General features: G+C 65.3%; 17 protein-coding genes. 9 read left to right on the top strand and 8 right to left on the bottom strand.

All coding sequences use genetic code 11. From position 1 onward, the window contains the following. Positions 1 to 148: 148 nt before the first annotated feature. From ACQR1I_RS33145 to ACQR1I_RS33135, 3 genes are all read right to left on the bottom strand, one after another. Complete coding sequence (locus ACQR1I_RS33145; RefSeq protein ID WP_434870659.1) at positions 149 to 916, bottom strand: metallophosphoesterase; 768 nt, start codon at positions 914 to 916, stop codon at positions 149 to 151. A gap of 112 nt (positions 917 to 1,028) precedes the next feature. Beyond that, positions 1,029 to 2,189 carry a hypothetical protein gene (locus tag ACQR1I_RS33140; protein WP_434870660.1) on the bottom strand — a complete coding sequence of 387 codons (1,161 nt, stop codon included), beginning with the start codon at positions 2,187 to 2,189 and terminating at the stop codon, positions 1,029 to 1,031. A gap of 235 nt (positions 2,190 to 2,424) precedes the next feature. Beyond that, entirely contained in the window at positions 2,425 to 6,195 is a 3,771-nt protein-coding gene (locus tag ACQR1I_RS33135; RefSeq protein WP_434870661.1) for a vitamin B12-dependent ribonucleotide reductase, read from the bottom strand. A gap of 720 nt (positions 6,196 to 6,915) precedes the next feature. On the opposite strand from ACQR1I_RS33135, the gene ACQR1I_RS33130 reads away from it, so the two are divergent. Then, on the top strand, positions 6,916 to 7,809 hold the full coding sequence (locus ACQR1I_RS33130; protein ID WP_434870662.1) for a DMT family transporter: 894 nt from the start codon (positions 6,916 to 6,918) through the stop codon (positions 7,807 to 7,809). On the opposite strand, the gene ACQR1I_RS33125 is transcribed toward ACQR1I_RS33130, so the two are convergent. From ACQR1I_RS33125 to ACQR1I_RS33115, 3 genes are all read right to left on the bottom strand, one after another. Next, the gene (locus ACQR1I_RS33125) at positions 7,772 to 10,027 is read right to left on the bottom strand and encodes a CHASE3 domain-containing protein (protein ID WP_434870716.1); all 2,256 of its coding nucleotides are present in this window, start codon (positions 10,025 to 10,027) and stop codon (positions 7,772 to 7,774) included. The genes ACQR1I_RS33130 and ACQR1I_RS33125 overlap by 38 nt on opposite strands. Positions 10,028 to 10,453: 426 nt before the next feature. Beyond that, positions 10,454 to 12,751: a CHASE3 domain-containing protein gene (locus ACQR1I_RS33120; RefSeq protein WP_434870663.1), complete on the bottom strand. Its 2,298-nt coding sequence runs from the start codon at positions 12,749 to 12,751 to the stop codon at positions 10,454 to 10,456. Positions 12,752 to 13,209: 458 nt separating this feature from the next. Further along, positions 13,210 to 13,911, bottom strand: a complete 702-nt coding sequence (locus ACQR1I_RS33115; RefSeq protein ID WP_434870664.1) for a BA14K family protein — start codon at positions 13,909 to 13,911, stop codon at positions 13,210 to 13,212. 180 nt (positions 13,912 to 14,091) lie between these two features. Between ACQR1I_RS33115 and ACQR1I_RS33110 the strand changes: the two genes are divergently transcribed. Beyond that, positions 14,092 to 14,502, top strand: a complete 411-nt coding sequence (locus tag ACQR1I_RS33110) for an NADH:ubiquinone oxidoreductase subunit NDUFA12 (RefSeq protein WP_434870665.1) — start codon at positions 14,092 to 14,094, stop codon at positions 14,500 to 14,502. Positions 14,503 to 14,592: 90 nt separating this feature from the next. On the opposite strand, the gene ACQR1I_RS33105 is transcribed toward ACQR1I_RS33110, so the two are convergent. Then, a complete protein-coding gene (locus ACQR1I_RS33105) occupies positions 14,593 to 15,291 on the bottom strand; it encodes a DJ-1/PfpI family protein (protein WP_434870666.1) in 699 nt (232 codons plus the stop codon). Between the two features lie 105 nt (positions 15,292 to 15,396). On the opposite strand from ACQR1I_RS33105, the gene ACQR1I_RS33100 reads away from it, so the two are divergent. From ACQR1I_RS33100 to ACQR1I_RS33070, 7 genes are all read left to right on the top strand, one after another. Next, positions 15,397 to 16,341 (top strand): GlxA family transcriptional regulator, encoded by a 945-nt coding sequence (locus ACQR1I_RS33100; protein ID WP_434870667.1) that lies wholly within the window; start codon positions 15,397 to 15,399, stop codon positions 16,339 to 16,341. 111 nt (positions 16,342 to 16,452) lie between these two features. Next, complete coding sequence (locus ACQR1I_RS33095; protein ID WP_434888870.1) at positions 16,453 to 17,493, top strand: M14 family metallopeptidase; 1,041 nt, start codon at positions 16,453 to 16,455, stop codon at positions 17,491 to 17,493. Further along, the gene (locus ACQR1I_RS33090; protein ID WP_434870669.1) at positions 17,477 to 19,024 is read left to right on the top strand and encodes a peptide ligase PGM1-related protein; all 1,548 of its coding nucleotides are present in this window, start codon (positions 17,477 to 17,479) and stop codon (positions 19,022 to 19,024) included. Before ACQR1I_RS33095 ends, ACQR1I_RS33090 begins: the two co-directional genes overlap by 17 nt. An 80-nt stretch (positions 19,025 to 19,104) precedes the next feature. After that, positions 19,105 to 19,383 (top strand): hypothetical protein, encoded by a 279-nt coding sequence (locus ACQR1I_RS33085; RefSeq protein ID WP_434870670.1) that lies wholly within the window; start codon positions 19,105 to 19,107, stop codon positions 19,381 to 19,383. Positions 19,384 to 19,539: 156 nt separating this feature from the next. Beyond that, the gene (locus ACQR1I_RS33080) at positions 19,540 to 20,298 is read left to right on the top strand and encodes an SDR family NAD(P)-dependent oxidoreductase (RefSeq protein ID WP_434870671.1); all 759 of its coding nucleotides are present in this window, start codon (positions 19,540 to 19,542) and stop codon (positions 20,296 to 20,298) included. Between the two features lie 15 nt (positions 20,299 to 20,313). Continuing rightward, positions 20,314 to 21,564, top strand: coding sequence for an NAD(P)/FAD-dependent oxidoreductase (locus ACQR1I_RS33075; RefSeq protein ID WP_434870672.1), 1,251 nt, complete (start codon positions 20,314 to 20,316; stop codon positions 21,562 to 21,564). 31 nt (positions 21,565 to 21,595) lie between these two features. Next, positions 21,596 to 22,264, top strand: coding sequence for an amino acid ABC transporter permease (locus ACQR1I_RS33070; RefSeq protein ID WP_434870673.1), 669 nt, complete (start codon positions 21,596 to 21,598; stop codon positions 22,262 to 22,264). A 135-nt stretch (positions 22,265 to 22,399) separates the two neighbouring features. Here ACQR1I_RS33070 and ACQR1I_RS33065 read toward each other — a convergent pair whose 3' ends face one another. Continuing rightward, the gene (locus ACQR1I_RS33065; RefSeq protein ID WP_434870674.1) at positions 22,400 to 23,281 is read right to left on the bottom strand and encodes a transporter substrate-binding domain-containing protein; all 882 of its coding nucleotides are present in this window, start codon (positions 23,279 to 23,281) and stop codon (positions 22,400 to 22,402) included. Positions 23,282 to 23,356 lie beyond the last annotated feature (75 nt).

The raw sequence follows: 23,356 nt of genomic DNA, 5'->3' as shown, positions 1-23,356 counted from the left end.
GCAAGTCAACCGAGGCGCCCGGGATGGGCGGAGTCGCCTAGTGGAACAAACAGCCTTCGGTCCAGCGCGTAGCCCGGATGAGCGCAGCGATATCCGGGTTCATCATCGGCGGTGCAGGGGACCCTGGATGTCGCCGCGCTCATCCGGGCTACGCGACCTCGACCACCAAGGCCGGATCGAACGCCGGGTTCTCGCGGCCATAGCCGTGCGGGTTGCAGATCACGCGCGTGTTGCCGATGTGATAGTCCGAAGGCGTGTGGATGTGGCCGTGGACCCAGAGCGCCGGCTGGGTCGACAGGATCAGCGCCGAGAGGTCGGAGGCGAAGCCGGGTGTCAGGCGATCGGTGCGATAGCGCTCGGCGACCGAGCCCCAGGCGGGGGCGTGGTGGGTGACGACGACGGTCGGGCCATCGAACGGCGTCGCCAGCGCCTCCGCCAGATAGGCGCGCGAGCCCTGGTGCAGGCCGCGCGCGTGCTGCGGCGTGAAGCGCTCCCAAGGCTGGTCACGCCAGGTGATGCAGCGATGGTCGGCCAGGCCGTCCAGGCAGGCCGCCATCGCCTCCGCTTCGCTTCCGGGGCCGAAGATGGCATAGTCGGTCCACAGCGTGCAGCCGACGAAGCGCATGCCCGCGATCTCGACCGCCGCGTTCTCCAGCAGATGCACCGAGAACCGCGCCGCCTCGGTCCGGGCCAGCTTCAGCTCCTCAGGGAAGGTGCGCTGATAGAACTCATGGTTGCCCATCACCATCACGATCGGGACCGGCTCCGGCACGATCTCGCGCAGCCGCGTAAACCCGTTCACCGCCCCCTCGCAGACATCGCCGGCGACGACGACCGCATCGACCCCGGGCAGGGCAGCGATCGGCTTGATATCGGCCATGTCGGCGTGGAGGTCGGAGAAGATGTGGAGGTGCATGGGGGGGAGTGGCCAAGCGTGTACATCTGTAGCACGCGTTGCCGAAGTACAAACGCTGGGTTTGGATCGAGCTCAGCGTATCTCCAGCGTGTCCGACTTCATTCAGAAGTTCCTATTTCTTTAAGAACAATGCATCATAAATGTTTAAGTTTACATACTCTGCCTGGCGGCCTCTAATTTCTTTAACCTGCGACAACATCAATTGTGACCACTTCATATGTTGTTCCATCGAGTGCTCGCTTTCAAGCCAGAGCCAGCTTGAGCCAGGTATGTCGTATTTCGTCCAGAATTCCTTCAACATCGCGATTCCTCGACTAGCACCTCGGCTCGCAACTGTGTTCGCATGTCGCTTCCGCCGGCTCTTCGCTGCTGAAAGTCGCTCGAATTGCTGGTTTGTTGCAATGAAGGCCGAAAAACTGCGAGTTTGCGGATGAGGGTGGCTAGCCTGAATTGACTTGCTCTCAAACGAAGTCAATTGGGAGAAAAGCCAAAACATAAGATGTACTGATAGCGACCAAACTCCGTACAGACTTTCTAGTTCTACGTCGTCCATCTTACTTTCGAAGAAAATTCGATTTCGTAAAGCCAGATCAACAGCAAATTGATCTGCTTGTATCTCGAAGAATTGCTTCGCCTCGTTAGGAAGGCCGTAGTCTACGGCGTCTTCGTCGTAGTTCAGCTCTGTCAATAGCTGCAAGCCATAAATGTCTCGAATAATGGCCAGGTGCCCAAAGAAAAGATGTGCGTACTCGTGCAAAATAACAAATTGGAATGCGCAAATGGCGGAAAGAATTGATATCGAGTGACGATCTTCTGATCTTGGGCTCCTTTCACGAGAATAGGCTATAATCTGGGCCTTCTTCAGGCGAACTATTTGATCGATAGCAAATCCGACGCGTAGAGTGTCAGGGGCGATCGGATCTTCGAGTTCGCCGCCGTCGATGTACGGAAACGCGTCTTTTATCGAGAAGATGTATTGCGTCACGTAGTAAATTAGGTGAACTAAACCTGATGTTAGACCTATAAAATGTTTTCCCCCAACGCTCCACGCTTGAGCGTTAGGGCGATCCGAGAAGATAAAACCGACATCAACGGACTCTAGAAAATCATAAAAAGCAGGATTTTTGCTCCTGAATGAATTTTTAATTGTCGTGAAGCAAGTGGCTGCAAGCATGTAGATCGCCTTATGCTCTCCAAGGTTTTCTACATCGACTGTGCCGCCAAATTGCTCTGAGGCCTTCCTGAATAATGGACTATTAAAGGAATGTTGCATCTGTTTTCCCTGGGCGGATGCGACCTGGAGGTTTTCTTTCCGTTTACAGCGCCCAGCATCGCCGTTCGCACAGCGGCTTGGATGCCGTGTGTTTTAGAATTGATGAAAACGGCGCGTTGAGAGCAACTATTGCATTACAACTTAAGGGGGCAGAATTGTCTCTGACAAGCAAAAAAATAAAAGGGCGGCCTTTACGGCCGCCCTAGCTAGGGTTTAGTCAGGCACCTGACGCGCCTCAAGAACACCCCGTCGTGCTGCCGCAAGTATCGCACTTCATGCAGGTCCCATTCCGCACCAGCGTGAAATTCCCGCACTCCGAGCACATCTCGCCTTCGTAGCCCTTGGCCTTGGCTTCGGCGCGGCGTTCGGCCTTGGAGGCGACTTGGGTGGCGGCGGTGCCGGCCTTGCTCCATTGCAGGGCCTCGAGCTTCTCGGTGGGCGAGAGCTCGTGTTGCGGCTCCTGCTTGTAGGCGACGGCGCCTTCGATGGCGTCGCCGGCGCGGGAGGAGGCGAGCGCGGTGACGCGGCCGCCGGACGGGCCGTCATGCGGCGCCGAGACGGTGGTGTGGGCCGTGCCTGAGGACGTGCCGCCGCGCATGACGACGAGGTTGTCGGTGCGCGAGCGGGTCAGGCCGCGCGAGACGTAGCGTGCCGCCTGCTGTCCCGGGCCGTCCTCGGACATCTTGCCTTCGTCGACGCCGCGGCCCAACGCATCGAAATTGCTCTCCGACGGGTCGACATGGGCGAGGTCGAAGCGCGACATGTAGCTGACGGCGAGCTCGCGGAACACGTAGTCGAGGATCGACGTGGCGTACTTGATCGAGTCGTTGCCCTGGACGGGACCGGCCGGCTCGAAGCGGGTGAAGGTGAAGGCGTCGACATACTCCTCCAGCGGCACGCCGTACTGGAGACCCAGCGACACCGCGATGGCGAAATTGTTGATGAAGGAGCGCAGCGCCGCGCCCTCCTTGTGCATGTCGATGAAGATCTCGCCGAGACGGCCGTCGTCATACTCGCCGGTGCGCAAGTACACCTTGTGGCCGCCGACGACCGCCTTCTGGGTGTAGCCCTTGCGGCGATCCGGCATCTTCTCGCGCTCGCGCATCACGACGATGCGCTCGACCAGCTTCTCGACGATCTTCTCCGAGACTTGCGTCGCACGTGCCGCCATCGGCTTCTCGTAGAAGGACTCGACCGCATCATCCTCGTCCTCGTCATCGCTGATGAGCTGCGAGTTGAGCGGCTGCGAGAGCTTCGAGCCGTCGCGATAGAGCGCGTTAGCCTTCAGCGCGAGCTTCCAGGACAACAGATACGCCGCCTTGCAGTCCTCGACCGTGGCGTCGTTCGGCATGTTGATGGTCTTGGAGATCGCGCCCGAGATGAACGGCTGCGCCGCCGCCATCATGCGGATGTGGCTCTCGACCGAGAGATAGCGCTTGCCGATCTTGCCGCAGGGATTGGCACAATCGAACACCGCGTAATGCTCGGCCTTCAGGTGCGGAGCACCCTCGACCGTCATCGCGCCGCAGATGTGGACGTTGGCGGCCTCGATCTCGCGCTTGGTGAAGCCGATGGCGGCGAGCAGCTCGAACGTCGGCTGCGCCAGCGCCTCGGCTGACACGCCGAGCTGGTTGCGGATGAAGTCCTCGCCGAGCGTCCACTTGTTGAACACGAACTTGATGTCGAACGCGGTCGGCAGCGCCTTCTCGACCTTGGCGATGGCTTCATCCGTGAAGCCCTTTGCCTTCAGGGTCGAGGCGTTGATGGCAGGCGCGTTGGACAGCGAGCCGTGACCGACGGCGTAGGCCTCGATCTCGGCGATGTCGCTCTCGCGATAGCCGAGCGCGCGCAGCGCCTCAGGGACAGCGCGGTTGATGATCTTGAAGTAGCCGCCGCCGGCCAGCTTCTTGAACTTCACCAGCGCGAAGTCAGGCTCGATACCGGTGGTGTCGCAATCCATGACGAGGCCAATGGTGCCGGTGGGGGCGACCACGGTGACCTGGGCGTTGCGATAGCCGTTGGTCTCGCCGAGCGCGAGCGCGTCGTCCCAGGCCTGGATGGCGTGGCTGACGAGCGAGACCTGCGGGCAGTGGGCGTGGTCGAGCGGCACCGGGGCGACCGAGAGCGCCTCATAGCCGGTCGCCTCGCCCTTCGCGGCGCGGCGATGGTTTCTGATCACGCGCAGCATGTGCGCGGCGTTCTTCTTGTAGCCCGGGAAGGTGCCGAGCTCGCCGGCCATCTCCGCCGAGGTCTTGTAGGCGATGCCGGTCATGATCGCCGAGAGCGCACCGCACAGCGCGCGGCCTTCCTTCGAGTCGTAGGACAGGCCCATGGTCATCAGCAGGCCGCCGATGTTGGCGTAGCCGAGGCCGAGCGTGCGGAACTCGTAGGAGAGCTCGGCGATCGCCTTGGACGGGAACTGCGCCATCAGCACGGAGATCTCGAGCACGACCGTCCAGAGCCGGCAGAGGTGCTCATACGACGCGACGTCGAACTGCTTGGTCTTCGTGTCGTAAAACGTCAGCAAATTGGCCGAGGCCAGGTTGCATGCGGTGTCGTCCAGGAACATGTATTCCGAGCACGGATTGGACGCGCGGATGTCGCCGGACGCCTTGCAGGTGTGCCAGTCGTTCATCGTGGTGTTGAAGTGCAGGCCGGGATCGGCCGAGGCCCAGGCGGCGTGGCCGATCTTCTCCCAGAGGTCGCGCGCCTTCAGCGTCTTCACGACCTTCTTGTTGGTGCGGCCGATCAGGCTCCAGTCGCTGTCAGTCTCGACGGCGCGCAGGAAGTCGTCCTTCAGCGACACCGAGTTGTTGGAGTTCTGGCCGGACACCGTGAGGTAGGCTTCCGAATCCCAGTCCGTGTCGTAGATCGGGAAGTCGATGTCCTTGTAGCCCTGCTTGGCGAACTGGATGACCCGCTTGATGTAGTTGTCGGGCACCAGCGCGCGGCGCGCGAGCTTGATCTCGCGGCGGAGGGCAGGGTTCTTCTCGGGATCGAAGCAGTCGTCGCCGGAGCCCTCGCAATTGACGCAGGCCTTCATCACGGCCTTCAGGTGCTTCTGGTTGATCTTGGAGCCGGTCACGAGAGCGGCGACCTTCTGCTCCTCCTTCACCTTCCAGTCGATATAGGCCTCGATATCCGGATGGTCGGCGTCGACCACCACCATCTTGGCGGCGCGGCGGGTGGTACCGCCCGACTTGATGGCGCCGGCGGCGCGGTCGCCGATCTTGAGGAAGCTCATCAGGCCGGACGAGCGGCCCCCGCCCGACAGCCGCTCGCCTTCGCCGCGCAGCCGCGAGAAGTTGGAGCCGGTGCCGGAGCCGTATTTGAACAGGCGCGCCTCGCGCACCCAGAGATCCATGATGCCGCCGTCATTGACGAGGTCGTCCTCGACGCCCTGGATGAAGCAGGCGTGCGGCTGCGGATGCTCGTAGGACGATTTCGACTTGGTCAGCTTGCCGGTCTTGTAGTCGACGTAATAGTGGCCCTGGCCGGGACCGTCGATGCCATAGGCCCAATGGAGTCCGGTGTTGAACCATTGCGGCGAGTTCGGCGCGACCATCTGCTTGGCGAGCATGACGCGCAGTTCGTCGTAGAACGCGACCGCGTCAGCTTCCGAGGAGAAGTAGTTGCCCTTCCAGCCCCAATAGGTCCAGCAGCCGGCCAAGCGATCGAACACCTGCTTCGCCGAACGCTCGCTACCATAGCGCTCATTCTCGGGCAGAGCGGCCAGCGCCTCGGTGTCCGGCACCGAGCGCCACAGCCAGGACGGCACGCTCTCTTCCTCGACCTTCTTCAGGCGCGCGGCGACGCCGGCTTTGCGGAAGTACTTCTGCGCCAGCACGTCGGAGGCGACCTGCGACCAGAACTCGGGCACTTCGACATTCTCGAGCCGGAACACCACCGAGCCGTCCGGATTCTTGATCTCGGACGTGGTCAGGCGGAAGTCGATCCCTGCATAGGGTGACTGTCCATCGGTGGTGTTGCGCCGTTCAATCCGCATCGCGAGCCCCAATTTTCTTGCCGGACCGCGTTCGCGGCCGGGATCATTGCATCCAAAGGCGGTGGCTTGCGAGTCCCATCCCCGGGACCCCTTGCCGCCGCAGTTCAACCGGTTGCCCGGCCCGTCTCTCAACGCCTCACGCTCAACGCCTCACGCTGCCGTCCGGCCCCCGCCGTTGTCGCAGGGGAGCCCCCACATCTAGTGGGGGGTCTCGGCTGTCATGCCGTCGCGACCACCTCGCCGCGGGACAGACGACGATCCGCACGCCGGGCCTGTTGGCCTTCTGGCGCGGTCGTCCTGAAACCCTTCTGGGAAGCGGCCGGCGGAACTTGAAACGCGACCAAGCGCCGAACCGGGTCGGAAGCTAGGACGACTCCGCTTCCCCCGTCAAGAACTAGTGGGGGTTCCCTAACCAAATACTAAATATGGGGGAAAGTGCGGGATAACCAGCCGCATGCCGGTATCGTGATGGCCGTAACTATCGGCGAGTCCACGCGGATTCGAAACCGAAAAAATTTGCTCCGAGGCCTGTCCACAGGGCTTCGCCCCGCTGTTCACAGGGGCAAATTTATTCGCGTGCAAACGGTGTGTTTTGCTTGCATCAGCGGGACTCACGGCGGCTTACGGGGGAGGGCGCGGGGCAGGCATGCCCCACAATCCCTGGTGTGGCCGGGAAAACCTCGGCAAGCTCCTGGTCCCACAGACGGCGCCGGTGATTCCATGACAGACAAGCCAGTGGCCAGCGGGCGGATCACGCCCGCCGGGCTGATGTTCCTCGCCATCACCTCGCTCGGCTGGGGTTTCAATTGGCCTGTCACCAAGCACCTCGTCAGCGTGCTGCCGCCGCTGACGCTGCGCGGTACCACCGGCGTGGTCGGGGCGCTGCTGCTGGCGCTGCTCGCGATCGTCCGAAGCCAGAGCCTGGCCGTGCCATCAGAGATCTGGCCGCGGCTGATCCTGGCCGGGATGCTCAACGTCACCGCCTGGATGGTGCTGATGGGGCTGGCGCTGCTGTGGCTGCCGGCCAGCGAGGCGGCGCTGATCGCCTACACCATGCCGGTCTGGGCCTCGCTGCTGGCCTGGCCGATCCTCGGCGAGCGTCCGACGGCCTTGCGCGTGCTCGCACTGGTGCTGGCCTTCGCGGGACTGGCCTCGATCATGGGCAGCAACGGCATCTCCGCCAGCCGCGACAAGCTGCCGGGCATCGTGATGGTGCTGGGCGGCGCGTTCGGCTTCGCGCTCGGCACGGTCATGGCCAAGAAGCTTCCGATCAAGCTGCCGCCGCTGTCGGCCGCGGCCTGGCAGATCGGCATCGGCTGCCTGCCGATCGTGATCGTCGGATTTGCGTTGGAGCATTCCGACTGGAGCAAGCTCGACCAACTCGACTGGGCGCTGATGTTCTATTCGACCGTGATCCAGTTCTGCGTCGCCTATGTCGCCTGGTTCGCGGCACTGGCGCGGCTGCCGGCGTCGGTGGCGGCGATCGGCACCATGGCGGTGCCGGTGATCGGCGTCGTCGCCTCGGCGGTGGCGCTGCGCGAGCCGCTCGGGGCAGGGCAGCTTGCAGCGCTCGCCTTCACGCTGGGAGCGGTGGCGCTGGCGACGCGGGGTTGAGCGCGAGCCGCACCATCTGGGCGAGCTCGGCGCGGCGGTACGGCTTGGTCAGCAGCAGCGCCTCGGGCGCGAGCTGGCCGTGCTCGAGGATGACGTTGTCGGTGTAGCCGGAGGTGTAGAGCACGCGCACCTGCGGACGCCGCGCGACCACCATTTCCGCGAGCTGACGGCCGCTCATGCCGCCGGGCATGATGACGTCGGTAAACAGCAGGTCGAATGCCGCGCCGTCGTCGATCATCGCCAGCGCGTCGCTGCCGCGCGTCGCCGACAGCGTCGTGTAGCCGAGGCTCTGCAGCTGCGCGAGCACGAAGCTGCGCACCAGCGGATCGTCCTCGACCACCAGGATCGTCTCGCTGCCGCTGCGCACATCGCTCTCCGGTGCGGCGGCAACCTCCGTCGCCGCCCGCGCCGGCGGCAGATAGAGCCGGATCGTGGTGCCGCGGTTCTCCTCGCTGTAGATCTTGACGTGGCCGCCGGACTGCCTGGCGAAGCCGTACACCATGCTCAGTCCGAGCCCGGAGCCCTTGCCGGCTTCCTTGGTGGTGAAGAACGGCTCGAAGGCGCGGTGCTGCACCTCCGGCGGCATGCCCATGCCGGTGTCGCTGACCGCGAGCATGATGTAGCGGCCGGCGGTGACGCCGGGATTGGCGTCGGCATAGGCCGCATCGAGCGTGGTGCTCTTCGTCTCCAGCAGCAGCTTGCCGCCGTCCGGCATGGCGTCGCGGGCGTTGATCGCCATGTTCACCAGCGAGTTGGCGAGCTGCGCGGAATCGACGTGGGCGATCAGATCCTCCTCGGCCAGGATGGCCCGGATCTCGACCTGCTCGCCGAGCGTCGGGCGCAGCAGCTTGGCGATGTCCTGCACGGTCGCATTGACGTCGATGTCTCGCGGCCGCAGCGGCTGCTTGCGCGCAAACGCCAGCAGATGGCTGATCAGCTCGGTGCAGCGGTCGGCCGCCTTGCCGATCAGCGCCGCCAGCTCGGCGGCGGCCGGGCGGTCCTGCACGATGTCGATCAAGACCTCGATCGAGCCGGTGATGATGGTCAGCATGTTGTTGAAGTCGTGCGCGACGCCGCCGGTGAGCTTGCCGATGGCGTCGAGCTTCTGCGCCTGCTGCAGCAGGCGCTCGGTCTCGTGCGCGTCGGTGACGTCGTGGTACACCAGCACGGCGCCGTTGAGCGCGCCGTCCGCGTTGCGCAGCGGCCGCCCGCTCACCATCAGCCGGGCGGGCACGCGCCCGTCCAGCGGCCGCACCACCACTTCGCGCCGGTCGAAGGAGAGGCCGCGCAGGGCGCGCGCGATCGGCAGTTCGTCGTCGGGGATCGGCGTGATGGCGTCGTTCTCGAAGAAGCCGTTCTCGACGACCATCTCGGCGAAGGTCTTGCCAACCCGCGTTCCCAGGAAGCTCCCTATCGCCGGATTCGACAACACGATCGTGCCGTCGCGAGCGACCACCAGCACGCCCTCGGCCATGCTGTTGAACGTGGTTTCGAGAATCGCTGCCGAGCGGAGCAGTTCGTCATAGGCCGCCGAGAGCTCTCCGCGCTGCTGCAGCGACTGTGCTTCCAGCGAGATCGTTGCCGCCTGCGAACGGGTGAGCGAGGAGCGTAGCGCCCGATCCGACAGATGCGCCCGGCGGATCAGATAGAAGGCGATCATCAGCAGCAGGCCGACCCCCACCAGATCGATCGCCAGGAGCCACGAGCCGGTGCGGCGCGAAATCGCCATGCGGATGCCGAGCAGCCGCCGTTCCTCATTGGTGAAGGTCTCGAACCCATCGCTGCCCGACGCCGTCGCCCCGGTATCGGCGGTGAGTGCGGCGAGTCCGGCACTGTCGCTCGCGCCACGCCGGCGGACGAGTTCATCCGCGAGCGCCATCCGCGACCGGATGAGCTCGCGAAGCTGTGTCAGCGTCTGGGTCTGCTCGGGATTGTCGCTCACCCCCTTCGCCAGGTCGTCGAGAGCGGCGGGAAGACGCGCGCGGGTCTCCTGGAACTCCGTCAGGAAGCGATCCATGCCGGTCAGCGCGAAGCCGCGCGAGGCGGCTTCCGCCTGCCGGAATAGGACACGCAGATCGGAGGCGTTCTCGAGCACTTCCATGGTCTGCTCGACCCAAGCGTTGTCGCTGCGCGCCTTGATGTCGAGCGCCGTCGATGCGGCGCCGACCGCGAGCAGAGTTCCAAGACCGAGACCGATCGCAACCCGCCGGCGAATCATCACGGAGGCCCTTCGGTGCGGGATGTGATCAGCCTATCAAGCGGCATCGTTAGTATGAATTGCTTTCAATCAAAATTGCGACGACGAATAGTTCGGCCGGAACCACATCATGACTAACCACATCATGACTAAGCAGGAGGCGGCCTTCTGCCAACTGCCCAAGTCGGGTTCCATTCGAGTTCGTGGGGACTGCGCTGGCGCTGAGGTCGGCTCTGACCTCGCAATGCGCGGCATTGCGCTTACGCGACCGCTCTGCCGATCGGACATCAACAAACGATCTGTGTGCCGGAGCGCATCAAGCAAGTAGCGCGAGCCGGACCCTCTGGGCAAGCTCCGATTTGCGAGGCGACCTGGTCAACAGCAACGTGGTCCGATCGATGCGGCCGTGCCTGGGATGCATCGGACCGGCAATAGCCGTTGCCCATGCTAGCGCGACGACTGCTTGGCTGATCGAAGTGCATCGACAGATCGAGCAGCCTGATCGCAACCGGCAACGAGCGCCAGCCGGACCATCTGGGCCAGCTCGGATTTTCGATACGGCTTGGTCAGCAGCAGCGCGTTCTGGTCGAGGCGGCCGTGCTCGACCATCGCGTTGTCGGTGTAGCCCGAGGTGTAGAGCACTCTCGTGCCGGGACGCTGCCGCAGCGTCTCCTCGGCGAGTTCCTTGCCGTTGACGCCGCCGGGCATGATAACGTCTGTGAAGAGGAGATCGAAGGCCTGCCCGCTCTCGATCTTGGCGAGGGCCTCGACGCCGGTCGATGCGGTAATCGTCCCATAGCCGAGGCTGCGCAGCTGTGAGACGACGAAATCCTGCACCAGCGGATCGTCCTCCACGACGAAGATCGTCTCCTCGCCGCGGGGCGGCGGCGGCTCCGGCGGAGCGGGGCTCGCGGCCAGTCCCTTGGGGGCGGGGATATAGAGCCGGATCGTGGTGCCCCTGCCTTCCTCGCTGTAGATCTTGATGTGTCCGCCGGACTGCTTGACGAAGCCATAGACCATGCTCAGTCCGAGCCCCGACCCCTTGCCGGCCTCCTTCGTCGTGAAGAACGGCTCGAAGGCACGATCGCGAACCTCGGTCGACATGCCGGTGCCGGTATCGCTGACCGCGACCATGATGTAGGAGCCGGGAGCCACACCAGCATTCGCGGCGGCATAGGCGTCGTCGAGCTCGACCCGCCGCGATTCCAGCAGCAGCTTGCCGCCGTTGGGCATCGCGTCGCGCGCATTGATCGCCATGTTGACGAGGGAGTTGGCGAGTTGAGCCGAGTCGATGTGCGCGATCAGCTCCTCCTCGTCGAGGATCGAGTTGATCTCGATCTGCTCGCCGAGCGTGGGCCGCAGCAGCTTGGCGATGTCGAGGATGGTGCTGTTCACGTCGCTGTCGCGCGGGTGAAGCGGCTGCTTGCGCGCGAACGCCAGCAGGTGACGGATCAGCTCGGTGCAGCGATCGGCGGCCTGACCGATCAGCGCGGCCGTCGCCGCGGCGGCCGGGCGGTCCCTGACCTCTTCGGCGAGCGTTTCGATGGTGCCGGTGATGATCGTCAGCATGTTGTTGAAGTCGTGCGCGACGCCGCCGGTGAGCTTGCCGATCGCGTCGAGCTTCTGCGCCTGCTGCAGCAGCCGCTCGGTCTCATGCGCCTCCGTGATGTCATGATAGACCATGGCGGCGCCGGTGATGGCACCCGCTGCGTCGCGCAACGGCCGGCCGCTCACCATCAGCCGCAGCGGCTCGTCGTGGTCCTGCAGTTGGACCATGAGCTCGCGCCGGTCGAACGCCTCGCCGCGCAACGCCCGTGGTGTCGGCAAATCAGCCCCTGTGATTCGCGTCACTCCGTCGCTCTCATAGACGCGAAGCTGGGACCGGACCTGGGTCAGCTTCTTGCCGGGGCTGTAGCCGAGAAGGCGCTCGACGGCCGGATTGGAGAACACGACGGTATCCGCGGCGTCGATCACCAGCACGCCTTCCGCCATGCTGTTGAACGTGCTCTGCAGGATCTCGGCGGAGTGGCGCAGTTTCTCGTGCGCCGCCACCAGATCGAGATGCTGCTTTTCGGCCTTTTCGGCCAGCCAACTGGCTTCGGCCTCGGAGCGGACCAGGGAGGCGCGCAGCGCCCGGTCGCCGACATAGGCGCGCCGGATCAGGTATCCCGCGATCAGCAGCAACAGCGCAAGCCCGCTCAGGTCGATGGCGAGCAGCAGCGTGCCCGTCGCTTTCGACGTGGCCGTGCGCGCCGCCAGCAACTGCCGCTGGTCGGCAACGAAACGATCGAGATTGGCCGTGATCGCACTCATGAGCACCGGACCTTCGAAGCGCTTGCCGAGCGCTTCCATGCCGGCACGATCCGACGCCGCACGCAGCCGAATGAGGTCTGCGGCGACGTTGATCCGCTGGTCGATCAGCGCAGCGGTCTCCGCGAGAAGCGTCGTGGGTCCGGGACTGTCGGCTGCAGCGCGCTGCAGGTCGGCCAGTGCGGTTGGAACCCGGGCGCTGACGTCGCCGAACTCCGCCTTGAACGGTTCGGAACCGGTCAGTCCGTAGCCGCGCGCCGAGGCCTCGGCTTCGCGCAGGAGCAGACGCAGATCAGAGGTCTTCTGCAGGATGTCGAGCGACGAAGCGACCCAGGCGGCATCATGACGCGACTTGAAGTCCAACGCCGTCGACGCGGCTCCGATCGCCAGCAGAGTTCCGAGTCCGAGTCCCAAGGCGAGGCGATGACCAATCATACGTGCAGCTCGATCATCGGCAGGTCGGTTCGGCGTGTCGCGTTCGCGCGTGGTGTGGCCGCGGTGCTGGCCATCCGTCGCGACTGAGTCGAAAGCAGCTATGATCATTGGGCAAGGCGCGCCTCCTCGATCGAAGTCCTGGCGCATTTGACGGCGGCAGGCCTGGACGCTTGTTCGCTCCGAGGGGCAGGGCGCGGGACTGCAGAAACAAATGGTGCATCGGCAGAAGAGCAGTCACCCTCGCGAGCGGCCCGTCACCGGGCAGAATCAGGAACTTCTTTGATATTGAACCTGTTCGCGCAATTCATCTGCACGCCTATTGGCACATTGCTCAAATTTCGTCAAAAATCAGTCCGCATCGTGGCGGGTTGGACACACAACAAACAAGTTGCGACAACAATGAAGCGGCGAGGTACGTACCTCGCCGCTCTGCTTCTTTGCTGGACGTATTCGGGTAACTACGGACAGGGATGACGGATGCCGTCGTAACCGAGATAGGTTCCCGACGCCGGATCGTAGGAGCGGTAACGCCGTGCGCAATAGCCCGGGTCCACACCTTCGGTTCCAACGACCGCGACCGGCGCGGAGTCGTCATAGTAGGAGTAGTCGTCGCTATAGTAGTTGGGCCCGTAGTAGTACGGATCATTGTAGTAGGCGTAGCTGCTGCCAAGGCCGAGACCGACCCCGATGCCGACACCCGGCCAGAAGCCGCCGCCACGATGATGCCAGCCGCCACCGCCGTGACGCCATCCGCCGCCTCGGTTCCAGTTGCCACCGTTCCAGTTGTTGGGCCGGCCGGCATTGTTGAACGCCACGCTGCCGCCGCCAGGGCCGCCGCCGCGACCAGCGAACGAAGGCCCAGCGCCCATTGCGCCACGCCCCGGTCCGCCGCTGAACGCAGCGCCGCCGCCAGGGGAGATTCCGGCGCGGCCGCCACCGCCGATTGCTCCACCGCCGCCAATGGCTGCGCGGCCACCGCCGCCTCCACCCATTGCAGCGCCACCGCCGCCACCGCCGCCGCCGATGCTCGCGCCAGCGCCGGGGCCGCCGCCACCACCCGGACCGCCGCCGCGACCTTGTGCCAAGCTCGTCGTGGCCGTCGCGAGTGGCAGAATCAGCGCCACCGCCGCGACCGCGCTCAATGTCTTCAGGCTTCTCATCGAAGTCACTCCATCAGGGGAAAATGACCTAACCGCAGGCAGAGGATGTCGTTCCCTGCGGCAGATGGCAGTCATCGAGGCATATCGACGGCCGATGGGGATGTGGCGGCGGGCGACACTGGACAAGTGGCGGGCGGGGTGGCATCAGAGCCCCGTTGCTCACCAACCCGGCCCGCGCGCATGAAACAGTTCTTTCTCAAGCTCTTCACGTGGTGGAACGGCCAGACCTTCGGCACGCAGCTGTGGACCTGGCGTTTCGGCGAGCTCGTGGGGCAGGACGCACAGGGCAACCGCTATTATCGGACCGCCGGCGGCAAGATCGATCCGGTGCTGCACTTCGAGCGCCGGTGGGTGATCTACAATGGCCTCGCGGAAGCCAGCCGCATTCCTCCGGAATGGCACGCCTGGATGCACCATATGGTCGACGTGCCGCCGACGCAGGATGGCTACAAGGCCCGTGAGTGGGAAAAGCCGCACCAGCCCAATCTGACGGGCACGCCGCTGGCCTATCGTCCCGCGGGCTCGACCCTGGCCAGCGGGCGCCGTCCGAAGGCCACCGGCGATTATCAGCCCTGGACGCCAGGCAGCTGATTCGTCCCCAGCGCGAAACATGGAATGAGAGAGGGCCGTCTGCAGCTGCGGGCGGCCTTGTCGTTTGACGATGGTGTGCGCGGCCGGTGGCTACGTCGCGGCCCTGTTGAGGGCCGCCGCGGCGCGCTCGGCCGCCTCGATCCGCCGGTTCAGGAACGGCGCGATCCGTTCAAGCATGCGTGACAGCACCTCCGGAGGCGCGGTGTCGGGCGATCCGGCGCTGAATGGCGGGGCGGGGTTGTATTCGAGCCGCAGCTGGATCGCTTCCGCCGTCGGGCGATCGACCAGTTGCGACACCAGCGTCAACGCGAAGTCGATGCCTGCGGTGACGCCGCCGCCGGTGATGCGGTTGCGGTCGATGCAGACACGCTCGGTGCTGATGGTCGCGCCGAACAGCGGCAGGCATTCGCGCGCACTCCAATGGGTCGCGGCGCGATAGCCGTCGAGCAGTCCGGCGGCCCCGAGCGCGAGCGAGCCGGTGCAGACCGAGGTGATGTATTTCGCGCCGTCAGCCTGACGGCGAATGAAGTCGATCACCTCGGCATCGTCGAGAATGGCATCGACGCCGAAGCCGCCGGGAATGCAGATGACGTCGGCCTGCGGACACTGCGCAAAGGTGGTCGTCGGCTGCAATGTCAGCACCGAATCGGTGGGGATCGGCTCGATCCGCTTCCAGGCCAGATGCAGCGTGGCGCCCGGCACGCTGGAAAACACCTGGACGGGACCGGTGAGATCGAGCTGGGTCAGATGCGGAAACAGGACGAGAGCGATGGAGAGCGGTTCGGCCATGGCGGCACTCGCGAGCATGATGGGTTGACGTGCGCCATCCTGCATGATCCGCTCGCCGTCTGATATGTCGAAGTTCCCTCGATTTCGGACAGATGGAGCCTCCGCGTGATCGGCATGCTCATATTCCCGGATTTCCAGCTGCTCGATGCGGCAGGTCCGATCTCGGTGTTCGAGATCGCCGCCCGCTACGCCAGCGCCGCGCCGAAAATCCGCCTGATCGCGGCGCAGCCCGGACCCGTGCGATCGTCCTCGGGCGTGGAGATGCTGGCGCGCAAATTCGGTTCGATCCCGGCCTTCACCACGCTGCTGATCGCCGGCGGGGATGGCGTCGAGGCGGCGAGCCGCAATCCCTGCACGCTCAAATTCGTGCAGAAGGTCGCCGCGCGCGGCACGCGCATCGCGAGCGTCTGTTCCGGCGCGTTCATGCTGGCCGAAGCCGGCCTGCTCGACGGCCGGCGCGCAACCACCCATTGGCAGCGCACGCGGCAATTCCTGCGCACCTATCCCAACGTCAAGCTGGAGCCGGACAGCATCTATGTCCGTGACGGCAGCATCTGGAGCTCGGCAGGGATCACCGCGGGCATCGATCTCGCGCTCGCCATGGTCGCCGAGGACCATGGCGAGGAGATCGCGCGCAAGACCGCCCGGCAGCTCGTGCTCTATCATCGGCGCAGCGGCGGCCAGTCGCAGTTCTCGTCGCTGCTGGAGCTGAAAGCCCCCAGCGGGCGGTTTGCCGATCTCCTGACCTGGGCGCGCGAGCATCTCGACGCGCCGCTGACGGTCGATGACCTCGCCGAGCGCGCCGGCATGAGCACACGGCATTTCACCCGCGCCTTCGTGGCCGCGACCGGCACGACGCCGTCCAAGGCGATCGAGCGTCTCCGGCTGGAGGTCGCGCGCGACCGCGTGCAGGCGTCGCACCAGCCGATCGAACTCGTCGCCGCCGCGACCGGCTTCCGTGATCCCGAACGGATGCGCCGGGCCTTCATCCGCGCGTTCGGCCAGCCGCCGCAGGCGCTGCGCCGCGCGGCGCGGGCGGTTGCCGGTTGATCTGAATCAGTCTGGGGGACGGCTACGGGCCTATCGTGGTTGGCGAACTCGCATCGTGCAGCGGAGCAGGCAATCGTGAGTGACGACGGCGGAGGGCGTAACGCTGGATCGATGTCCGACCAGCCGTTGCAGCTCGCCCGTTTCAACGGCTTTCCCGACGCTCTGCTGGACGTCGCCGCGCCCGAGCTATGGCGGCACCTTCCCGCGCCGACGCTGTTCGACCTGCCGGGACGACAATGCGGCATGCTGTTCCTGAGTGTGCTCCTCCACGGCAACGAAGACACCGGCTGGCGGGCGATTCAGGCCGTCCTGAAGCGCTGGCGGGGTCGCGTGTTGTCGCGGCCCATCAAGCTGTTCGTCGGCAACATCGCGGCCGCGAAGGCCGGCGTGCGCACGCTTCCCGGCCAGCACGATTACAACCGCGCCTGGCCCGGCACGGAGCATCCTGCGACGGCGGAAGCCGCCATGATGCAGGCCGTCGTCGACATCGCAGCCTCCGATTCGCTGTTTGCGAGCATCGACATCCACAACAACACCGGCAACAATCCGCACTACGCCTGTGTGACCAGCTGCGACGATGATCATCTCCAGCTTGCGCGCCTGTTCGGCCGCACGGTGGTCTATTTTACGGAACCGCTCGGCGTGCAGTCTGCGGCCTTGTCGCGCTTCTGCCCCTCCATCACCGTCGAGTGCGGCCGCCCAGGAGCCGAAGCGGGTGTCGCGCACGCGGTCGAACTGATCGAGTCCGCGCTGGCGCTCCAGCATTTTCCTGACCACGAGGTCGCAGCCGCCGACATCGATCTGATGCGCACCTTCGCCATCGTCAAGGTGCCGGCCGATGCGAGCTTTTCCTACGATGGCAGCGCGGCGGATTTCCGTTTCCGCTCCGATCTCGATCATTTGAATTTCGCCGAGCTGGATGCCGGCACGTCGTTCGGTGCTCATGCCGGAAATTTCAGGCTCGAGATCGTTGCCTCGGAAGGCGGTGAAGGCGACTACTTCACCTATGCCGGCGGCGAGGTGCGGCTGGCGCGCGGCGCCATCCCGGCGATGCTGACGCTCGATCCCCACGCGGTGCGGCTCGATTGTCTCGGCTATCTCATGCAGCGCATCGGCCGCGACGGACGGCGGCTGGATGCAGCAGGCGGGTGACGCGATGGCGGATCTCGGCGACATGGCAAGTCCTGGCGCAACGGAGGCCGAACGCACGCGCTTTCGTCAGCTGCAGGCGCAGTTCGCCGCTGATTACGACAGACTGTTCGATGACCCGGCCCTGCCGCGCACGGTGCTGATCGTGCCGAGCCTCACGCTCGATCCCGAGGTGCTCGCCAAGGTCTCCGGCGTGCATCACTACGAGGAGCGCATGCTGTGCATGTTGCTGTTGCTGCGCCTGCCGCGGACGCGCGTGATCTACGTGACCAGCACGGCGATGTCCGAGACCATCATCGACTACTACCTACATCTGCTGCCGGGTATTCCGAGCGGCCATGCCCGGGCGCGGCTGACCATGCTGTCCTGCGACGATGCCTCGGCAGCGCCGCTGACGCAGAAGATTCTGCAGCGGCCGCGCCTGCTTGCACGGCTTGACGCGGCGCTGCGCCAGGGCGGGCCCGCGCATCTCAGCTGCTTCACGGTCACCGAGTTGGAGCGCCGGCTCGCCTTGGTTCTGGGCCTGCCGATCTATGGCTGCGATCCGGCGCTGGCATCGCTGGGCTCCAAGAGCGGATCACGCCGCATCTTCAAGGAGGCCGGAATCGATCTGCCAGACGGCTTCGAGGATCTGTTCGACGCCGATGCGCTCGCGGATGCTCTCACCGAGCTGAAGCGGCGCAAGCCCGAGCTGCGCAAGGCCGTGGTGAAGCTTAACGAGGGCTTCTCGGGCGAGGGCAATGCGATCGTCGATCTCAGCGACGCACCCGCCGATAGCAGCCTGCGGCACTGGTTGGGCGACCGGCTGCCGCTGATGGCGTTCGAGGCGCGCGGCATGGTGTGGGAGCTCTTTGCCGAGAAGCTCAGGCTGATGGGCGGAATCGTCGAGGCGTTCGTTCCCGGAGAGACCAAGACATCGCCCTCCGCACAGCTGCGCATCGATCCGCTCGGCCGCGTGCACGCGGTCTCGACGCACGATCAGCTGCTCGGCGGGCCGAGCGGCCAGATTTTTCTCGGCTGCCGGTTTCCGGCCGACGACGCCTATCGCCGCGAGGTTCAGTCGCGCGGCGTCGCCGTGGCCGAGGTGCTGGCGCGCAAGGGCGTGATCGGTCGGCTCGGCGTCGACTTCATCTCGGTGCGTGACGGGGCGTCGTGGCGCCATGTCGCGATCGAGATCAATCTGCGCAAGGGCGGCACGACGCATCCGTTCCTGATGCTGCAGTTCCTGACCGACGGGCGTTACGACGCCGGGAGCTGTGCGTTCCTCACGCCCTCCGGCGAGCCGCGCTGCTACTACGCATCCGACAATCTGGAAAACGCGGCCTATCGCGGCTTGACGCCCGACGACCTCGTCGACATTGCCGTTCTCAATGGACTGCACTTTCACGCCGCCGCCGGCGAGGGCGTCGCCTTCCATCTGATCGGCGCGTTGTCGGAGTTCGGCAAGCTCGGCGTGGTGTGCATCGGGCGGAGCCATGAGCGCGCCGCCGCATTGTACCAGCGCACCGTCGCGGTTCTCGACAGCGGCGATTGATCCAGCAGAAGCAATTATAGATTGTGTGCTCGGCGCGACGCGCGCATAGTCCGCGCATTGCCAATCCAAAGGAGATTGTGATGCGCGGAGCTCTTTGTCTGCTTCTGTTTGTTGTCATGTCCATCGGCGGTCTCGACCGCGCCGTTGCGGCCAAAGCCGACGTCACCGGAATGTGCGTCTGTAAGAAGGGCGGCAGCGTGCTGAACACCTTCAGCGCAACGCAATGCGTGAAGAACGATCATGCAGGTTGTACGTCCGTGAAGGTCGCCTGCGTCACCGCCAATGCCGCCGCATGCCGGACGGCCGGCGGCACGATTTCGCAATCGACACAGAAGTGCAGCGTCGGCGCCAAGTGTTGAGCGGCTGATCGCGCGCCTGACCTTTGCGCGCGAACGGCAGGGGCCGACCGGCAGTCCCGCGCGAGCGACATCCCGGCATGTCCGCCGGCGTGTTGGCACTGGCGGGCCTCACACCTATAGTCCGCCCCGCGAAACCAGGGGGCGGGCTACGGCGTCATGCGTGTCACCATCATCACCGGCAGCGGAGCCGGCATCGGCGCTGCGGTGGCGCGCCGCGTCGCCGCGCCCCGGCACGGCCTGATCCTGCACGGGCAGGGCGCCGACGAGGTCGCGGTCGCGCGCCTGCGCGACGTCGCCGCGGCGTGCCGACAGGCCGGCGCCGAGGTCGATTTTCGTTGCGGCGATCTCGCAACGCCCGGAGTTGCGACCAATCTCATCGAAGCAGCGCGAACGACCTTCGGCCGGATCGACGGGCTGGTCCATGCCGCGGGATTTGCCGATCGTCGCAGCTTTCGCGAGCTGCCGCGCGACGGGCTCGACCGGGCGCTCGCGGTGATGCCGGCCGCCTTCCACGAACTCGCCAGCGCCGCGTTGCCCGACCTGCTGCACAGCGAGGCGGCGCGTGTCATCGCCATCTCCAGCTTCGTCGCGCACCGGTTCGTGCCAGGCAGCACGTTCCCGGCTTCCGCCGCCGCCAAGGCGGCGCTGGAGGCGCTGGTGAAGTGTCTCGCCATCGAGCTGGCCGCCACCGGGGGCACCGCCAATGTCGTCATGCCTGGCTATACGCGCAAGGACGAGGGGCGTCTCGGTTCACTCGATCCCGCCGCCTGGCAGACCGCGGCAGCCGCCAATCCGCAACGCCGCCTCGCCGAGCCGGACGAGGTCGCTGCGGCCGTCGCCTTTCTGCTGTCGCCTGAAGCCGGCCACGTCACCGGCGCTGTGCTGCCGGTCGATGGCGGTCTCACCCTGATGTAGATGGAACAAACAGCAATGCAGAACATGACGCAGACGGCCGACGTCATCGTGCTGGGAGCCGGGATCGTCGGCGTCTCCTCGGCCTATGCTATTCGCGAGCGCGGGCTTTCGGTGGTGCTGGTCGACCGCAAGGCGCCGGGCGAGGAGACGTCCTACGGCAATGCCGGCATTCTCTCCTCCGGCTCGATCCTGCCGCTCAACAAGCCCTCGCTGTTTCGTTCGTTGCCGTCCTATCTCGGCAACAGCAACGCAGCGCTGCGCTGGGATCCGGCCTGGACGTTGCGCAACGTCGAATGGGTGCTGCGCTTCCTCGCCAATGCGGTGCAGTCGCGTGTCAGGCCGCGCGCGATCGCGCTGCACGGCTTGATCGGCGCATCGCTGGCGCTGCATCGCGACTGGATCGTGCGGGCCGGCGAGCCGCAGCGCATCCGCGAGACCGGCTGGCTGAAGGCGTGGCGCAGCGAGGCGCTGGCCGCGGCCAAGGACGAGCAGGATACGCTTGCCGAATACGGCATCAAGAGCGAGCTGCTCGACCGCCAGGCGATCTCGGCGCTCGAGCCCAACATGCTGCCGGTCTACAAGGTCGGGTTGCTGCACAGCCAGACGGCGTCGGTGGATTCGCCGGGCAACGTCACCAAGGCCTATGCCAGGATGTTCGAGGGCGCGGGCGGCGTGCTGCGGCAGTCGGAGATCAGGGCCCTGCTGGCCGACGGCGAGGGCTGGCGCGTCGTGCTCGGCGACGGCGAGATCCGCGCCCGGCATGTCGTGGTCGCGCTCGGGCCGTGGTCGCCGGACATCCTGCGGCCGCTCGGCTACCGCGTGCCGATGGCGTTCGAGCGCGGCTATCACCAGGAGTTCGCGCCGAACCCGGGGCGCAAGCTGTTGCGGCCGATCCACGATGCCGAGAGCAGCTTCCTGATGACGCCGATGGAGAACGGCGTGCGCGTGACATCCGGCGTCGAACTGACCGATCGCGACGCGCCGTCGAACTTTTCCCAGCTTGAGCAGGTCGTGCCGCTGGCGCGCGGCGTGGTCGAATTCGGCGACGCGGTGGCGCAGCCCTGGCGCGGCGCGCGGCCGACCCTGCCGGACTCGCTGCCGATGATCGGACCGGCGCCGCGGCATTCGGGCCTGTGGCTCGCCTTCGGCAATCAGCACATCGGCTTCACCACCGGTCCCGCCACGGGTGCTGCGATCGCGGCGATGATCGCCGGCGAGGCGCCGTCGTTCGACGCCTCGGCGTTCGCTCCGGGCCGGTATCTATGATGGGCCGCGACCGCGTCAATTCGGAGCTGCGATGAACTATACCTGGGATTTTGCCATCCTCGCCAAGTACAGCCATCTGTTCTGGGTGGGGTTGGGCTGGACCATGGCCTACACGTTCGGCACCATCCTGCTCGGCTCGATCGTTGGACTCGCTGTCGGCATCATCCGGCTGCGGCGCCTCGTCGTGATCGACTGGCTGCTGATTGCCTATATCGAGCTGTTCCGCTGCACGCCGCTCCTGGTGCAGATCATCTGGTTCTACTACGCCTTTCCGGTGGTGATCGGCGTCAACATCCCCGCCCATGCCGCGGCGGTAACCGTGCTGTCGCTATATGGCGGGGCGTTCTATGCCGAGATCGTGCGCGGCAGCATTGAGAGCGTGCCGCGTGGCCAATGGGACGCGGCGCGGGCGCTGGGCCTGCGCCCCTGGCGGATGATGCGTTTGGTGATCCTGCCGCAGGCGCTCAAGCCGATGCTCGCGCCCTACGTCAATCAGTCGATCACGCAGCTGAAGAATACCTCGCTGGTCTCGGTGATCGCAGTGCCCGATCTCGTCTACAACGCCACGCTGATCAATGCTGACACCTACCGGCCGCTCGAGGTCTACACGATCATCGCGCTGATCTATTTCGCGATCCTGTTTCCCGCCACCCTTTTGGGCCGTCGCTTCGAGCGCGGCATGACCTACGACAAGGCGTGAGAGGACAAGACGTGAGGCGGCAAGCCATAAGCCGTCATTGCGAGGAGCGAAGCGACGAAGCAATCCAGGGCGTCAGACTGAGCTCTGGATTGCTTCGCTGCTGCGCTCGCAATGACGACGGAGATCTGGTCTCCGTCAGATGTTCAGCTCGACGGGGACATCCTCGGACTTGACGCCGGCAAGGCCCAGGCCCTTGACGAACCATTCGCGCATCTGGCCGATGCCGCGGTTGTAGTCGATCCACACCGCGAGGAAGTCGCGCCAGCGCTTGTCCGCCTCGCGGCGCACGCCCATGCTGGAGGGGATGGCCACCGACGGCGATTGCAGGATCTTGTAGCTGCCGAGATTAGGATTCTTGGCGATTGCGGTCAGGCCGAGAATGAGTGCGTTGACGACCACGTCGACGCGGCCAGAAGCCATCTCCAGCATCACCTCGTCGCGCGACTTCAGCGATTTAATGCTGGCGTTCGGCGCAAAGCGCCGGGCCACCGCCTCGTTGGCGGAGCCGACGTCGACGGCGATCCTCACCTCCGGCTTGTTGATGTCGGCCCAGCTCTTCGCCTCCAGGCCCTTCTTCAGCATGGCGCCGAACGGATGCGGAAACACCGTGCCGCAGAAGTCGATGACGAGGGCGCGCTGCGGCGTCGGGTTGAGCGCGAAGCCGAGATCGATCTTGCCGGCCTGCAGGTCGAGCACCGAATTGCCGTAGGTCGATTCGACGTATTCGAGCTTCACGTCGAGCAGCTTGGCGATGTCGTTGGCCATCTCGATCGAGAAGCCCGACCAGGTGCCGGAGGCGAGGTCCTTGTTGAAATAGGGCAGCTCGCCCGGCAGCACCGCGATGCGCAGCACCTTGCTCGCGCGGACACGGTCGAGCGTGTTGTCCGCCGCCGCCTGGGCCGAGGCCGGGCTCGTGCTCATCGCTGATGCGAGCGCGGCGCCGGAGCCGATCGCAAGCGCGTAGCGCAAGGCGTCACGGCGGTCTTCGGAAATCCTCTGATCGTCTGATGTGGTCACATAATCCTCCTGCACCAATCGGTGCGGAGCGTAGCGTTGGGACGGCGGACCAGCAACAGCCGATCTGGCTTGTTA

It is taken from the genome of Bradyrhizobium sp. HKCCYLS2038 (assembly GCF_051167655.1).
Taxonomy (GTDB): domain Bacteria; phylum Pseudomonadota; class Alphaproteobacteria; order Rhizobiales; family Xanthobacteraceae; genus Bradyrhizobium.
Note: the sequence above shows the minus strand (reverse complement) of the source record. Positions and strands in the feature narration are given on the sequence as shown.